Source organism: Selenomonas sp. (assembly GCF_057272215.1).
The window spans coordinates 32,355-47,684 of record NZ_DBHIUY010000012.1; the positions used below are offsets into that span (position 1 = coordinate 32,355).

Annotated in this window: 15 protein-coding genes; 3 read left to right on the forward strand and 12 right to left on the reverse strand. The window is 53.3% G+C overall.

Features of this window, described 5'->3' with window-relative positions:
• The first annotated feature begins 8 nt into the window (after positions 1-8).
• From ACO5Z0_RS10415 to ACO5Z0_RS10425, 3 genes are all read left to right on the forward strand, one after another.
• Positions 9-812 carry a MetQ/NlpA family ABC transporter substrate-binding protein gene (locus tag ACO5Z0_RS10415; RefSeq protein ID WP_485650252.1) on the forward strand — a complete coding sequence of 268 codons (804 nt, stop codon included), beginning with the start codon at positions 9-11 and terminating at the stop codon, positions 810-812.
• Positions 813-1,125: 313 nt separating this feature from the next.
• On the forward strand, positions 1,126-3,135 hold the full coding sequence (locus ACO5Z0_RS10420) for a molybdopterin-dependent oxidoreductase (protein WP_485650253.1): 2,010 nt from the start codon (positions 1,126-1,128) through the stop codon (positions 3,133-3,135).
• A gap of 232 nt (positions 3,136-3,367) precedes the next feature.
• Entirely contained in the window at positions 3,368-5,068 is a 1,701-nt protein-coding gene (locus ACO5Z0_RS10425) for a ribonuclease J (protein WP_442674051.1), read from the forward strand.
• 76 nt (positions 5,069-5,144) lie between these two features.
• Here ACO5Z0_RS10425 and ACO5Z0_RS10430 read toward each other — a convergent pair whose 3' ends face one another.
• The 12 genes from ACO5Z0_RS10430 to rfaD form a co-directional block, all read right to left on the reverse strand.
• Positions 5,145-5,864 (reverse strand): Crp/Fnr family transcriptional regulator, encoded by a 720-nt coding sequence (locus ACO5Z0_RS10430; protein WP_442674050.1) that lies wholly within the window; start codon positions 5,862-5,864, stop codon positions 5,145-5,147.
• A 16-nt stretch (positions 5,865-5,880) separates the two neighbouring features.
• Positions 5,881-6,387, reverse strand: coding sequence for a flavin reductase family protein (locus tag ACO5Z0_RS10435; RefSeq protein ID WP_442674049.1), 507 nt, complete (start codon positions 6,385-6,387; stop codon positions 5,881-5,883).
• 25 nt (positions 6,388-6,412) lie between these two features.
• On the reverse strand, positions 6,413-7,648 hold the full coding sequence (locus tag ACO5Z0_RS10440) for a Fic family protein (RefSeq protein ID WP_485650254.1): 1,236 nt from the start codon (positions 7,646-7,648) through the stop codon (positions 6,413-6,415).
• Between the two features lie 98 nt (positions 7,649-7,746).
• A complete protein-coding gene (locus tag ACO5Z0_RS10445) occupies positions 7,747-8,136 on the reverse strand; it encodes an HI0074 family nucleotidyltransferase substrate-binding subunit (RefSeq protein WP_485650255.1) in 390 nt (129 codons plus the stop codon).
• The gene (locus ACO5Z0_RS10450; RefSeq protein WP_485650256.1) at positions 8,093-8,407 is read right to left on the reverse strand and encodes a nucleotidyltransferase family protein; all 315 of its coding nucleotides are present in this window, start codon (positions 8,405-8,407) and stop codon (positions 8,093-8,095) included. The genes ACO5Z0_RS10445 and ACO5Z0_RS10450 overlap by 44 nt, the downstream gene beginning before the upstream one ends.
• Entirely contained in the window at positions 8,404-9,135 is a 732-nt protein-coding gene (locus ACO5Z0_RS10455) for an HI0074 family nucleotidyltransferase substrate-binding subunit (protein WP_485650257.1), read from the reverse strand. The genes ACO5Z0_RS10450 and ACO5Z0_RS10455 overlap by 4 nt, the downstream gene beginning before the upstream one ends.
• A gap of 5 nt (positions 9,136-9,140) precedes the next feature.
• Positions 9,141-10,010 (reverse strand): VirK/YbjX family protein, encoded by an 870-nt coding sequence (locus ACO5Z0_RS10460; protein ID WP_485650258.1) that lies wholly within the window; start codon positions 10,008-10,010, stop codon positions 9,141-9,143.
• 86 nt (positions 10,011-10,096) lie between these two features.
• Positions 10,097-11,002, reverse strand: coding sequence for a beta-1,4-N-acetylgalactosaminyltransferase (locus ACO5Z0_RS10465; RefSeq protein ID WP_485650259.1), 906 nt, complete (start codon positions 11,000-11,002; stop codon positions 10,097-10,099).
• A gap of 12 nt (positions 11,003-11,014) precedes the next feature.
• Positions 11,015-12,979 (reverse strand): LTA synthase family protein, encoded by a 1,965-nt coding sequence (locus ACO5Z0_RS10470; RefSeq protein ID WP_485650260.1) that lies wholly within the window; start codon positions 12,977-12,979, stop codon positions 11,015-11,017.
• A 406-nt stretch (positions 12,980-13,385) separates the two neighbouring features.
• Positions 13,386-13,592, reverse strand: a complete 207-nt coding sequence (locus tag ACO5Z0_RS10475; RefSeq protein WP_485650261.1) for a hypothetical protein — start codon at positions 13,590-13,592, stop codon at positions 13,386-13,388.
• A gap of 208 nt (positions 13,593-13,800) precedes the next feature.
• On the reverse strand, positions 13,801-14,319 hold the full coding sequence (locus ACO5Z0_RS10480; protein ID WP_485650262.1) for a D-glycero-alpha-D-manno-heptose-1,7-bisphosphate 7-phosphatase: 519 nt from the start codon (positions 14,317-14,319) through the stop codon (positions 13,801-13,803).
• On the reverse strand, positions 14,309-15,280 hold the full coding sequence (gene rfaD / locus ACO5Z0_RS10485) for an ADP-glyceromanno-heptose 6-epimerase (protein ID WP_485650263.1): 972 nt from the start codon (positions 15,278-15,280) through the stop codon (positions 14,309-14,311). The genes ACO5Z0_RS10480 and rfaD overlap by 11 nt, the downstream gene beginning before the upstream one ends.
• Between the last annotated feature and the right edge of the window lie 50 nt (positions 15,281-15,330).

Below are 15,330 nucleotides of genomic sequence, written 5' to 3' on the forward strand. Positions count from 1 at the left end.
GGAACATCATGAAAAAACTTCTCACCATCCTTGCGACGCTCACACTCGCCGTACTCGCCCTCGCAGGATGCGGCGGACAAGACGCCGCATCCAAGACCATCAAGGTCGGCGCAACACCCGTGCCGCACGCCGAGATCCTTGAGACGATCAAGCCGCTCCTCGAAAAGGAAGGCTACAAGCTCGAAGTTGTCGAATTCACCGACTATGTGCAGCCAAACATCGCGCTGAACGACAAAGAACTCGACGCGAACTTCTTCCAGCATCTGCCGTACCTCGATAACTTCATCGCCGAGCACAAAGAAATGAAGCTCGCGAACGCCGGCGGCATCCACATCGAACCGATGGGCGTCTACTCGCGCAAAATCAAGAAGCTCGACGAACTCTCTGACGGAGCATCCGTCGCCATCCCCAACGACCCGACAAACGGCGGGCGCTCGCTCTTGCTTCTCGAAAAAGCCGGCCTCTTGAAGCTCAAAGAAGGCTCCGGCACGAACCCGACGGTGCATGACGTCGCGGAAAACAAGAAGAACCTCAAATTTCAGGAAGTCGAAGCCGCCCAAGTGCCGCGCACGCTCGATGATGTCGACGCCGCCGTCATCAACACAAACTATGCGATACAGGCCAACCTCGTGCCCACGAAAGACGCGCTCTTCATGGAGGACAGCACATCCCCCTACGTCAACATTATCGCCGTACGCGCCGGAGACGAGAAGCGCCCCGAGATCCAAGCGCTGATGAAAGCGCTGAAGTCCGAGGAAGTCAAAAAGTTCATCGACGAGAAATACAAAGGCGCGATCGTTCCCGCATTCTGATCGGCAGCAGCATCTTAGCGAATGCACACAGAAGCATGAGCAAAAAGAAAAGCACCTGCGACGGGTGCTTTTCTTTTTGCTATGAAACTCCAAGAAGTCAAGCCGCAGACGCAGACCGATTGGCTAAGTTTCCGGTAAGGGCGTGAGGATATGTACAGCGTGCCGTTTTGAAGACGCCATTACAAGAAACGGGTGAAAAAGCAACACATGCCGCTTCGTATGACGGCTGAACATATATCCCGAAAATTTGCCCATGCCAGAAAGACAACTTCAACCGTTCTTTGCTTTACATATTATACGAGGAGGAATTATCATGGAAATTCTGCGCTCAGTCTGCCCTTATGACTGTCCCGACTGCTGCGGTCTTCTCGTCGAGGTCGAGGGCGGACGCGCCCGAAAGGTCAAGGGAGATCCCACGCACAGCTTCACGCGCGGCACGCTCTGTTCGAAAATGGCACATTACGAGCGCACCGTCCATTCGCCGCGCCGCCTGCTCACGCCGCTCAAGCGCACGGGGAAGAAAGGCGCAGGCGAATTTTGCCCGATTTCATGGCAAGAAGCAGTGCAGGAAATCGCCGCACGCTGGCAGGAAATCATCGCGCAGTACGGCGCTGAAGCCATACAGCCCTACTCCTACGCAGGAACGATGGGGCTTTTGCAGCACGATGCCTACCATGCACTCTTTCGCACGCTCGGAGCGGCAGAGCTTGACCGCACGATCTGCTCCCCCGCGAAGCGTCATGGCTGGAACTCCGTCATGGGATCAACCCTTGCCATCCGTCCGCAGGAAGCGCAGCAAAGCGATCTCATCATCCTCTGGAGTCTATCCATGTTCGCAACGGACATTCATTTCGCACACGACGTGCGGCTGGCGAAACAGCGCGGCGCCAAGATCTGGTGCGTCGATACCTACGAGACGGCTACGGCGCAGCAAGCTGACCGCGCCTTCCTCGTACGTCCCGGCACAGACGGCGCACTCGCGCTCGCACTGCTTCACGTACTGAAAAAAGAGGGACTCACGGACGAGGCTTTCCTCGCCGCACATGTCCAAGGCTGGCAGGAATTGAAAAGAACTGTCCTGCCGCGCCATACGCCGGAAAGCGCCGCTGCCGTCACAGGACTTTCCCCCGCGGCCATACGAGAACTCGCCCTCGCCTACGGCAAGGCGCGCGCCCCCTTCATTCGTCTGGGCAGCGGCTTCTCGCGCTATACGAACGGCGCGATGACGACGCGCCTCCTGCTCGCTCTGCCCGCCGCCGTCGGCGCATGGAAGAAGCCGGGCGGCGGTCTCCTCTCCTCTGTCCCGGGCAGCCGCGCCTTCAGCAAGGACATCGTGCAGCGCCCCGACCTGCGGAAAAACGTGCGTCTCGTCAACATGTGCGAGATCGGCAATGCCCTGACATCCGCCTGGGAGCCGCCCATCAAAAGCCTCTTCGTTTACTCCTCAAACCCCGCCTGCACAGCGCCTGACCAGAAGAAAGTGACCGAGGGCCTTCTGCGTGACGACCTCTTCACCGTCGTGCACGAACGCTTCCTAACCGACACGGCACTCTATGCCGATATCGTGCTGCCGGCGACGACCTCGCTGGAGCACAGCGACATCTATGCAGCCTATGGACACTACACGATCCAGCGCGGCGAAGCCGTCATTTCGCCCGTTGGCGAGGCAAAATCGAACTGGACTGTCGCCTGTCTGCTGGCCGACGTCCTAGGGCTTAACGACCCGTTCTTCCAAAAAAGCGAGACCGAACTCATCGAAGAGCTGATCGCCTCAACCGACGCATGGCCGCTCCCCGTAGACAAAGCGGCTCTCGCCGCAGGACTGCCCGTTGACCTTCCTCTGCCCGAAGATTACAAGCTCGACTTCAAAACGCCCTCGGGCAAGATCGAACTGCTGAACCCGAAAGAAGAGCCGCCCCTGCCCGACTACTTCCCCGCCCACGGCGACGAGGAGCCGTTCCAATTCATCAGCGCCCCCGACGCACGCATCCTCGACTCATCCTTCAACGAGCGCGAAGAACTCTCGCGCGGCAAAGTCATGCGACTGCTGATGCACCCTGACGACGCCGAGAAACTGGGGTTTTCGGACGGTGATCCCGTCGTATGCAGCAACGAGCGCGGCACAGCCGCCTTCACGCTCTCCTTGAGCCGCCGCGTCCGCTCCGGCACACTCGTCAGCGAAGGCGTCTGGTGGCGTACCTACTGCAAAGGAAGGCGCGGCATCAACATGCTGACCAGCCAACGCCTGACCGACAAAGGCGGCGGCAGCACCTTCTACGACGTAAACGTCCGCGTCGAACGGGTTGAAAGTATACAAAGATGATGTTTTTCTCCGAAAAGCGACGCCTCGCCGGAATAAACCGCACACACCAGCTTCCGCTTTGCTGAAATTTACTTGTCAATTCTCTGCCGCCTTGTACGGGCGGCTTTTACCGTTTTCTTTTGCAAAAAAAGTTCATGTGTTATATAATACTATGAGATGTGTATTGATCGGCTAAAACTTGCTGGACAGAGGTTCAGCTAAAAACAAACAAAATTTTGGAGGTGTATATTTTTTGGCTTCAAATTCTTCAAACACACATTCGACCAGTCATTCTGCCAGCGCAAAAAAATTACAGGTCATCCCCTTGGGCGGACTCGGGGAAATCGGCAAAAACATGACGGTACTGCGCTTCGGCAACGATATTCTCGTCATTGATGCGGGACTGATGTTCCCGACGGAAGACATGCTCGGCATCGATCTCGTCATTCCGGACATCACCTATCTGTTGGAAAACCGCGACCATATCAAAGGCATCGTGCTGACGCACGGTCACGAGGATCACATCGGCGCCCTGCCGTATGTTCTGAGCCAAATTGACGTACCCGTCTACGGCACGCCGCTGACGCTCGGCATCCTCAAGGGACGCTTAGAAGAACGCGGCGTTTCGACGCAGAACCTTCATCCCATCATGGCGGGCGACCAGCTTCGGCTCGGCTGCTTTGCCATCAAGTTCGTGCGCGTGAACCACAGCATCCCTGACGCCGTGGCGCTCGCGATCCGCACGCCGCTCGGCACGATCTTCCACACGGGCGACTTCAAGATGGACTACACGCCCGTCGACGGCAAACTCACAGACTTCAAGACGCTTTCGGAGATCGGCAACAAGAGCGTGCTGCTCATGCTCGCCGACAGCACAAACGCCGAACGAGCCGATCCGGTGCCGAGCGAAGCGACCGTCGGCGTCGCTTTCGACCGTGTCTTTCGGCGCGCACGCGGGCGCATCATCGTAGCCACCTTCTCATCGAACGTCTCGCGCATCCAGCAGATCATCGACTCCGCCGTGCGCTATCGGCGCAAAGTGGCGATCCTCGGGCGCAGCATGGTCAACGTCACAAACATTGCTATGGAACTCGGCTATCTGAATGCACCCGAAGGCACGATCATCGACATCGATGAGATCGGCCGCTACAACGACAACCAGATCGTCATCGCAACGACGGGCAGTCAAGGCGAGCCGATGTCCGCTCTGACACGCATGGCGATGAGTTCGCACCGTAAGGTCAACATCACGCCGATGGACACCGTCATCATCTCGGCGACGCCAATTCCCGGCAACGAACGCTACGTCGGCAAAACCATCGATCTCCTCCTAAAGCTCGGCGCCGACGTCGTCTACGGCAAGAGCGAAGGCATCCACGTCTCGGGACACGCCGGACAAGACGCGCTGAAACTCATGCACAATCTGATCCGTCCGCGCTACTTCATGCCCGTCCACGGCGAATACCGTATGCTCGTGCGCCACGCCAAACTCGCGCAGAGCCTTGGTATGCCCCCGGAGAACATCTTCCTTAACGAAAATGGCGGCATCCTCGAACTCACACGCAACTCAGCAAAGCTCAACGGCAAAGTGCAGTCCGGCATCGTCCTCATCGACGGACTCGGCGTCGGCGATGTCGGCAACATCGTCCTGCGCGACCGCCAACAACTCTCGCGCGAAGGCGTCATCATCGTCGTCGTGACCATCAACCGCGCATCCGGGCGCATGGTATCCGGTCCCGACTTCGTATCGCGCGGCTTCGTCTACGTGCGCGAATCCGAAGAACTCATGGACACCGCCAGACGGCGGGTATTCAGCGCCCTCAAGAAGTGCGAAGATGAGCATGTCACCGAGTGGTCCGTCATCAAAACGACCATCCGCGACGTTCTCAGCCGATTCATCTTCGATGCAACACGTCGCCGCCCCATGATCCTGCCGATCATCATGGAAGCATAAAACACATCAGACAAAATAGAAAAAGCGTACAGCCCAAACGATCACGGACTGTACGCTTTTTTATTGCTGCAAACTTCTACAAATACTCCTCCAGCCGATCCCTATCCAAAATGCGAATGGTACGCGACTCCACAGAGAGAATCCCCTCTCGCTGCATGGCGCTCAACTCCCGCGAAAGCGCAGGGCGCGACACCGCGAGATAGATCGCCGTCGACTCGCGGCTCTCAGGCAGGCAGATCTTGCCGCCGTCCTGCTGCGGCTGCAGCATCAAATAGCGCGCGATCTTGCCGCGCAAAGAGCCGCTCGCAAGCACCTTAAGCATATTGTTCATCTGATACGCCTTGCGCGCAAAATCGCGCAGGAGATTCCTCTGCAGCAGCCCCTGCAGGCGCACGCGCTGCGAATCATACGCCTCACTCAGCGCCGCATCCGCAGCTCCCTGTGTCAACATGCGGCTGGAAATCTCCAAAAGCTCCGTCGGCACAAGAGCCTGCGTGAACATATCGTATGCATGGCGCTCAATGAAGAGATACACCTCGCCGAACATCACACCGGGCTTACGGATCTCGCCGAGAAAAATCTGCCTTCCCGAATACGTATCCTTCAATATGCGCACCGCGCCTGAAATGAGCAAAAAAAGCCGCTCGGGCACATCGCCCTCATGAAAGATGATCTCGCCCTTCTTATAGCGTACGAGACGCACCTGGCTCGATGCCAAAAGAGCATCGACATCCGCATCCGTCATACCGCGTGCAAGGCTCGTCCCCTTGATCTGCTCATGAATCTCCTGCCGCATATCTCTCTCCTGCCCCCTACGCGCGAACAAGCACCTTCTGAATTTCCGCCACATACATCGTATGGTAATCCCTCTCAGGATACCACTTTGCAGCAGGCTCCTGCACAATAAAGCAAGTCTCCTTCATCTCCTGCGCATAGAGCTTGCGGCAGAAAATTGCCAATCGCGCCTCAGCAAAGTACGTGAAGCCCCCATTCGAAATAGGCGTAAGCCCCGCCTTCTCAATCTTCGCCTCATCGCGCCCCGACACCGTGCCGAGATAGTTGAGCGTCTTGCGCTTCGACTCGTCAAGCACGGAAAGCGTAAAGCCATCCGCCGCATCAACAAACTCCTTCGTGTAACGCTGCGGACGAATAAAAATAAACACCACAGGCTTGCCCCAGAGCACGCCCATGCCGCCCCAAGAAGCCGTCATCGCGTTCGCCCTGCCATCCTTCTCGCCACAAACGACGAGCCAATCCTTGCCAATCAGCGTAAACACATCATCCCGCATCTCCTGCGGCTGAATCTCCTTGAATGCCATATTGTGTTCCTCCTCCATTGGTTGCTCAGGCTCTATTCGTCTTTCCTCCCTCTGCCTTTTCCTTCTTGAAAAGAAGCATATTGATCTTATAATAGATTGCCCTTTTCCTCGTTTTCACAAGATCCTTCTCCGGAATCTTGTCCAATCTTTTCTGAATCGTCGCCCGCGATCTTTTCAACACCTTCTCCAATTCTTGTATCGTAATACCCTGCCCATAAAATAAAGCAGCCTGAAGCAAAATGTAATACAAATTCTTCGTCAGCGCATCCTCCAGATCCATTTCTTCGATCTGCTGGCGATACCTCTCCACCTGTTCCTTTTTCCGTTCCAGTATTCGTACAGTATCGTCAATCGACTCCGCAATGAATCGTATGAACTCTTCCACGAACAACGTCATCTCTGCTCGGTTGAGCTCACTGTCCGTTTCCTCGAAAAGTTTGTAATACCTCTTCTGATGCTTCTTGAATATAACGGACAGACGAACCGTTGCCAAAGGATGAAGATGCTTCCCTAGGAAATACGCCGTGATAAAGCGCACCGTTCTTCCATTCCCGTCATAAAAGGGATGAATATAAGCAAAAAAATAGTGGAATACAGCCATCCGAATCAATACGGGAATCTTCTCATCATGAAGAACAGCCAACGCCTTTTCCATCTCTTCTATAATTCGTGCTTCAGGAAAAATCCCTTGGTGCACAGTGCGTTCCGTAGGGGAAGCAATATCAACAGAATCCTTGCGGAATATTTCTCCATCCAATTCATTTCGCGGATCGTCACGAATGACCTCTTCATGTGCAAATTCATCATAAAACTTACGGATGTCATGGCTTGTTTCAAAGGCGATCTTTTCCTTTGAAAGCAGTCCCCGATACTTTTGGACAATACTCTCCAAACGGTGGGATTTCCGTATCCCCCCATCAAGGATTTCCTTGATTTCACGCCTAGTACTCCGAACTCCTTCGATATCGTTCGTCGACTTCACCTCATCCACGATACACAAGAGCGAAAACTGCCGCAGAATAACATGCGGCACCGTATTGACGAGGTACAGAAACTCCTCATATGATTTATAAATACGCTCCATGAGCAAAAACAACTCTTGTGTAAGGCACAAGAATGCCGGATACGGCGTTTTATGCTTGTACTGTTTGATCCATATATCAAAGTGATAGGCCGCCTCAGATTGATAGCGCGCCCGATATACTTCTTCTAGATCCTCTGTCTTTTTGTAGTATATCTTCTTCAGGCTCTTGTATGCCATTTGCCCGTACACCTGACCTTTGCTAAAATGGGCATTTTTATAAAGATGAAAGCTTGATGTTTATAAAAATGCCTATTTCTATAAACATCAAACTTCCATCACAGCCAACTCTCCCGCAACTCCTTCGCCAGTTGCTCAAACATCGCGATGAACTTCTCCTGACTGTCACGAATAATGGAAAGCGCGATTGGCTCGCTATAGGAATGCGCCACATTGTTACGCGCCTGCAAGGCCGCAAGCCAAAGTTCTTCATCCTTGACCATCCGCGCCTGATACGCCAGCTTGATGACGCTCTTCGGCGAGCCGCTCTTATACTCGCCATAACCGCTCGCCTCCAACTGCTCCTTCATCGCCTTCCATGCCTGCTCAAAGCATATCTCGAAAAGCGACACCATGCCCGCCGTCACAATCGTATCATAGGGAGGATTCTTCCCCTCGATCTCCTTAAGATTCTGTAGCGCCTTGAAGAAATTCTCTGCCTTTTTCATAGAGCAAAACACCATCCCTCTGAATCTCTTCCAAAAGCTCCGGCTGCACAGGACCGTCCAAGTTAACGACATCGAACATCAAGAGTGTCGGCAACTCTTCGTCCACATCGAGCGAGAACCGCACAACGTCGCCGCCTGCAACCGCAAGATCGACATCGCTGCGCTCCCAGTTGTCCCCACGCGCCCGCGAGCCGAAGAGTACGACGCGCGACAAGCCGTACTTGCGTGCGAGCCGCACGATCCCCTCGTGGATAGGATTCGGCAGATTCATCGAAAAACCTCCTGCATGACCTCCAATCGCGCCGCAACTTCTCCGTCCAGCGCCGCCAATATCGCAAAGTACTTGCCCTTCACAGCCGCATAAATCACCTGCGCCGTTTGCTCGTTGTATGTATGCGCAGACAAATTCCTCTTTTCAAGCATATCGAGCCACGCTTCCGCCTCTTGCACCAGCCCCTGCTTCCACCCCTCACGTATGCTGGTCCGCGGACTGCTAACCTCGATCCCCTCGTAGGAAAGCGCCGCTTTCATCAGCTTCCATGCCAGTTCAAAGCAAAACTCGAAGCGCTGAATCGTCGCGTCAAGGTACAAATCATCCACATCCGGCTCTTTTCGGAGCACTGCCTGCAAGCGCTGCAACGCTCTATGATAGTCCTCCCACTTCAAGCGAATCTGTGCTTTTGTCATAAGCTGGTCGCCATCCTCTCCTATTTCCAGCAGCAATCTCCCTTCGGCATCAATCACCTGACGCAATCTCTCATTCGATTGACGCTCATAATCGACAAGGTCGAACGTATACGGCAGACCGCTTTGCTCGAAAGCATCACACAAAGCCCCGCGCACTTCCGGCTCTCCCGCAAAGGCAAGATCAACGTCAGAAGTCGCCCGCGCCTCCCCCCGCGCTCGCGAGCCAAAAAGCTTCACCCAGCGAAGCCGCGCCCCTTGCGCATGGATGATTCGATAAATTGCTTTCCAATGCTCTGATGGCAGACCATACACGCCTCTCACCTCGACCGCAAAATCTTCCCCATATTCTCCGCAATCTGCGCGTCCACATCATCCAAAAAAGCAAAACGCCTGCGGTAGACGGCACGCTTCCTCGTCGGCACTTCCTCCATCGTCTTTCGCAGCTCGACGAGCGGAAGTTCATAGAAGCGTGCATCCGCCAGCACATGACCGCCCGCTTCTTCCCAGAAAGCGCCGAAGTCTGTCTTGAGCTTGCGGTCGCGGCGGATATGGTTATTCGCATAGTATCCCTCATTGGATACGGCATAAATACGCTTAAGCCCCAAAGCTCTTGCGACTGCCTGTGCCATATAGAGAATGAGATTCTTCGTGCGATAGGCATGACACGCCTTCGTCACCTGCTTGACAACCTCCTTGGCATTTTCCATATTCGGCCCCTGCATCGCACCGATCCACATCGCCATCTCGCCATCCGGCGCTTGATTGAGCCAGAAGACGATCTGATAAAGCGCACTCTCACCCAGCCGCAGCATGACGGAAAGAAGCCCTTCCTTACGCTGTCCCGGCTCGAAAAGAAGAAACGCAGCGAGTTCTTTCTCCATGCATGCCGCACCATGCCAGAGCGGCACGGATTTATGCCGATAAAGATCTATTAGGATATCCTCTGCCAACACATTCCGCAAGAACCTTATATGCGTCTCAACAAGCGCAGCGCGTTCTTCAAACGTGGACTTGTTATAGAAAAACGCCCGCGTCGGCTGCTCATAAACGAACGGACACACATCCGCCACCTGCTGCAAGACTGCATCCTGATGGAAAAAAGCGTCAATCTGCCGCATCCGCGAGCGATTCGCCATCGCACGCGCACAAAACACCACGCAGCGACGCGCTTCGCGTGGGTTCGACATGTTATATATTTTCTTCCCTAAGCTCCAAAAACTTTGCACGTTCTTTCTCCTTACCATCCCGAGCGCATTTCATCAAAGCACAAAACTCAGCCATGATACATATACGGATACTTCTTCGCAAACCATTCAATCCACGGAATATTCATATCCTCCAAGGTACGTTTTTTCAAATACTCATCTCGCCACCAAATATAGCCCTTCTCCAGTGCGTCTTCGATCACTTGATTCTGCTCTTCTTCCGGCAAACCATAAATGGGATTGCACATTCCGTCGGATGTCGAGTTAATCTTATTACGAATCATCTTCAAACCACCCAAAGATGAAAAGTGCCAGCCGCCGTATACCAGCGGAAATTGATTACGCCGTGAACGCAGCGTTTGCATATCCGCGATCTGCCCATATTCCGCAAGAATCAAGCCGCACCAGTTCGAATCTCTTTGATAATTGATGAAAAAATTATACATCGCCTGCTCACACACCACAGGACTATGCCTCAAAAATTCACGTATGGACGATCGCTTGCCCATGTAAGGCAATGACCGCAAAAAACAACGCGTATTACGCGACAAACCGCGCAACCCCTCACGCTCTGCCACACGCTCGAACGTAGAAAAAATATGAACTTCACCCAAGCCATCTTTCACCTGTTGCAAAAGTTCCGGCGCGGCAAACTCATCGACATCGGACAAAAGAATAATATCGTTATCCTTACAGTCAACAAGAGCATTCTTGATATAATTTCGCTGAAAAATTTCGATCGACCAATCGCTGTCATATGGCATTTCTTCCTCAATTGCCACATAACGAATTTTTTTCTCATAAGGTGCAAAGAGCGTCTCATATTTAGGGAAATTAAACTCCTTGAGCTTATTTTGAAACGTACGATTTCCCTCGACAATAACAAACAAATCGACAACATCGTATAGCATCTTCAAACGCCATTCAAGAAGTTCATATTCGTTATAAAACGTAAAACAATCGTAAATCGCCAATATCCTGCATCCTCACTTTTCCATATCTCCGATTAAAATTCGAGAAATCGTCCGCATCGCAGCGACCTCATAGAGCGCTGCCTCACGCTCTGCCGCGAGATTGCCCTGCGGCGATACAATTCCCGGCAAAAGCTCCATACGGTCGTCATCGACATTGCCCATAGCTTCACGACTGATCCAACAATCCGAGTTGAACGCATACTTCGTTCCCTCCGTCATACTTCGTGCAATCGAAGTATACGAAAATCCTTCCGGCGCAATCAACTCAAGCAAAGTCGGCACAATCGCCGTATGTCCGCCCACAACATCCTCAGGCAGGATATCCTTCGTCACGCCGTTACCATACAAGACAAACGGCACACTTTCGTGCTCAAAAAGCGTCGGCTGCGCTGTCGGATCCATGCGAATTGAATGATCGCCCGTGATCACGAAAATGCTGTCCGGATACGCCGCCATCGTCCTGCGCACGAAATCCGTCACCACCTTATCCATATAGCGGTAGTGCCCCACTTCCAATGCCAGCTGCTTCGGCTGCTCCGTACGTCCCTGCAGCGCACTTTCCAATTCTGCCATATCAATGCCCTCTGCGGCAAGATCAATATCGTAAGGCGGATGATTGGAGATCGTCATGATGAGATGAACCGTCGGCGCTTCCTCTGCCAAATGCTCGTAAAGCGCATCGAAGAGATGACCGTCTGTCGTCCCCCAAACATTTTGCTGCGGCGCATTGTAGTCCGGCGCACCATAAAAGGCGTCAAACCCTTGGGCAAGTGACAGCTTCTTGATGGAGTCCCACTCAGGATAGCCTCCATACCAAAACTCCACGCGATAGCCCAAGCGCTGAAACTGCGGCGCCATCGAAGTGAGATACGCCTCCCGATAGCTTTTCGGCTGATAATTCAAATCCATGCCGACATCGCTGAGGCCCGTTACAAGCCCCGTAATCGCCACCAGCGTAAACGTACCGTTCGGCATAAAAGACTGCGTATAAAAGGCTCGATCCTCAGCAATCAAACTCTTGATACCATCGGCGCCATGAAGATCGGCATACTCGGGAAGCATCGGCCATTGCGCATACGTTTCACCAAGAATGATGAAGATATGCTTCGGTTTGGGAAGCCGCGCCCCCTTCGTCGTACGCGTGAGACTTGCTTCAAGCTCTACCCCCTTACTCATGTCCCCCCTTAGGAAAGCACTGTATTCCTCAGCACGCGATACATCAATGAGACCGAGACCGCCTTTCTTTTGCATATTAAGGTAAAAATCCCGCACGCGATACATCGCCTGAATATCGTCCAGAATGCACTCATTAAGAAAAGGGTCTTTTGTGACCGAAGCATTCTCCCAGTTGATCGAATGCTCATAATTAAAACTGCCTCCGAAGCGAATAAAAACAAAAAAAATCGGAATAAATAGAAAAAGCCCCACGCCTGCCGCCCACCGATTCAACCACTTCGGCAAAGGCATCGTTTCCGTACGCAGCAGGCGGCGCAGCAGAAAATAGGAAATTGCAGTCAAAACAACGGCTGCTAAAAAGCGTGTCGGCAGCGCATACGATTCAACCAACATCGAGAAAATCGTCTGCATATCCTCGTGCAGCCCCTGCACGACCTCCCTGCCGAACGTCGCATGAAAAACCTCATAATACGGAAACCGTGCCTGAAAGAGTACGGCAAGAATCGCACTCCCCGCCGTTCCGAGCCAAAGCCGCAAACGAGACAGCCGCAGCTTCGGCAAAACAAGCTCCGGCAAAGAGCAGAATACAAAGCCACAAAGCGCCATAGCCCCCGCTGATTTCAGACTGAGACGAAACCCCAGCCAAAGCACCAGAAGCACATCCCCCATCGAAGTCGTCGGCGTCATCGATTCCGACATATATGCCATAAAATATACACGATAGAAACATATAATGAGGAGAAGGAAAAGGAAAACCTTCAAATCCTTCTGCAGATTCGCAAAAAACCGTTCAAGCCGCATTGGTGCCCCTCCTTATATGATGAATGCAGGCGAAAACTGTCATCCCTCAAAGTAATCGCGGTTCTTCAGTCACATACCCGATCGGTCTGCCTCTTTCCAAACCCTCAAATCATCTCTTACGGCAATGCTTTTTCCAGTCGCATCCATTGCAAACATAGCCCAAGAAGCATCCAATACAACTTCATTACGGCAGAATTCCCCACGTTATACTCAGTCAACCCCTGCGTAAAAATTCCCAAAAGAACCGACAAGAATATCAATGCCGTAACGCTCCTTGTCCTTCTCCAGAAAAAAACTTCATAGGAGAACCAAAGTAGCCAAAAAAGAAACAGATCTGCAACACCCAGAAATCCATTGACGCCGTCTTGTATCAGCTCATTCGCAGCGACACAACTCCTATAACCAATCACTGGAAGCCCATCTGCGGAGACGTACGAAAGATACCTTCCGGATCACCATGAGACATAGTGATCACAGGAATCCTCGTTTCCATGTCACAGAGAAAAATCTTGCTGGCAAGCGTCTGCCAGCAAATGATAATATCGGGATTGAAACTTTCCAAAATATGCTTTGTCGGTGCAAGCAGATACGTTTTAACAAATTCATTGTTCACAGCACGCCCTCTTCGCGTACTAAACGCACGAACGATCTCTCGCTTGACTTTCAAATACGTCGGAAAAACAACATTCGTATCTTCATAATGCTGCAAGTTGTATCATTCAATGCCATCATCGACAGAAAAAATGGCTTGCCCACCTTGTCGTCGCAAAATACCATCGCTACATCTATAGAGTCGGTTGAACAGCCACAAGCGTTCTTTTTTACTCCAGCCACCTCAACCTCCGCTCCACCACATCCAACAAACTCCCGCCCTCATACCGCACGCCCCGCACACCTGCCCTTCTCGCGCATTCCATATCGCTTTCGCTGTCGCCGATGAGGACGGCTCGCGTTCGATCAATATGGTACTTCGCACAGGCGGCGTCGATCATGCCTGTGGCGGGCTTGCGGCAACTGCAGGCTTTCGTGTACTCGGGAATCTTGCCATCAATATGATGGGGGCAATAGAAGAGGGCGTCTATGTGCGCGCCCTCTTTTTTCAGTTCTTCGTTCATCCAGTCGTGCAGTCGGCGAACATCTTCTTCGGGATAGTAACCACGCGCCACGCCGGATTGATTGGTGACGACGACGGTGAGGATGCCGCGCTCGTTGAGGCGGCGGATGGCGGCGGGAGCATCGGGTGTCCAGAGGAAGTCTTCGGGACGATGCAGGTAATGAATATCGACGTTCAGCGTGCCGTCGCGGTCGAAGAATACAGCGGGGACGCCCTTACTCGGCATAGCGGAAGTATCCTCCATCCTCAAGGAAATCGACGTATTCCTTGACGGCGGCGCGGAAGTCTTGGAAGCCTCCGTCGTAGCCCGCCTTTAGGAGCTGCTTCGGATCGGCTTCAGTAAAGCTCTGATATTTGCCTTTGAGGACTTCGGGGAAGTCGCGGTAGCCGATATGCCCTTTTCCCAAGGCAGCGATGACGGCGTCGGCGGCTTCGTTGTATGTGTGCGCCTTGCCCGTGCCGCAGTTGTAGATGCCGGACGGTCCCTTGTTTTCCCAGAACCAGAAGTTGACTTTGACGACATCCTTGACGTAAATGAAGTCGCGGCGCTGCTCGCCGTCGTCGAAGCCGTCCGTACCGCGAAACAGACGCGCTTCGCCCGTTTCCTTGAGCTGGCGGTAGATCTGATAGAAGATCGACGCCATCTTACCCTTGTGCTGCTCCTGCGGACCGAATACGTTGAAGTAGCGCAGACCAACGATCGGGCTGCGGCTCTCGCGCATGACCTGACGCACATAGCGGTCGAAGGCGAGCTTGCTGTAAGCGTAGGGATTCAGCGCGTCCTCTGCCGCGTCGCCTTCAGTGAAGCCGTGGCGGCCTGCGCCATAGGTCGAGGCGGACGAAGCATAGAGAAACGGCACGCGGTGCAGCAGGCAGAAATGCAGCAGCGTCTTCGAGTATTCGTAGTTGGTCTTCATCATGTAGTTGACATCGTACTCCATCGTATCGGAGCACGCGCCCTCGTGAAAGACGGCGTCGATGTCGCTGCCGCCGAATTCGTCATTCTCGATGCTCTCTAAGAAATCGTCCTTATGACGATAGTCGATGAAGTGCAGTCCGCGCAGGTTCTTGTAGTTTTCCCCATCCTTGAGGTCATCGACGATGAGGATGTCATTCCTGCCCTTGCGGTTGAGCTCCTTGATGATATTGCTGCCGATGAATCCGGCGCCGCCTGTGACGATGATCATGAAGATCCCCTCTCTCTTTTCCTGTGAGGCGCATACGGAACGCGCCTGCC

Bases quoted from the DNA above. Each gene is read 5' to 3' on its own strand.
- ACO5Z0_RS10430 (WP_442674050.1), bottom strand. From the start codon at position 5,864: ATGCGGCAGGAGATTCATGAGCAGATCAAGGGGACGAGCCTTGCACGC.
- ACO5Z0_RS10435 (WP_442674049.1), bottom strand. From the start codon at position 6,387: ATGGCATTCAAGGAGATTCAGCCGCAGGAGATGCGGGATGATGTGTTT.
- ACO5Z0_RS10460 (WP_485650258.1), bottom strand. From the start codon at position 10,010: ATGTCGAACCCACGCGAAGCGCGTCGCTGCGTGGTGTTTTGTGCGCGT.
- rfaD (WP_485650263.1), bottom strand. From the start codon at position 15,280: ATGATCATCGTCACAGGCGGCGCCGGATTCATCGGCAGCAATATCATC.
- ACO5Z0_RS10450 (WP_485650256.1), bottom strand. From the start codon at position 8,407: ATGAATCTGCCGAATCCTATCCACGAGGGGATCGTGCGGCTCGCACGC.
- ACO5Z0_RS10480 (WP_485650262.1), bottom strand. From the start codon at position 14,319: ATGCCGAGTAAGGGCGTCCCCGCTGTATTCTTCGACCGCGACGGCACG.
- ACO5Z0_RS10420 (WP_485650253.1), top strand. From the start codon at position 1,126: ATGGAAATTCTGCGCTCAGTCTGCCCTTATGACTGTCCCGACTGCTGC.
- ACO5Z0_RS10415 (WP_485650252.1), top strand. From the start codon at position 9: ATGAAAAAACTTCTCACCATCCTTGCGACGCTCACACTCGCCGTACTC.
- ACO5Z0_RS10440 (WP_485650254.1), bottom strand. From the start codon at position 7,648: ATGGCATACAAGAGCCTGAAGAAGATATACTACAAAAAGACAGAGGAT.
- ACO5Z0_RS10470 (WP_485650260.1), bottom strand. From the start codon at position 12,979: ATGCGGCTTGAACGGTTTTTTGCGAATCTGCAGAAGGATTTGAAGGTT.
- ACO5Z0_RS10445 (WP_485650255.1), bottom strand. From the start codon at position 8,136: ATGAAAAAGGCAGAGAATTTCTTCAAGGCGCTACAGAATCTTAAGGAG.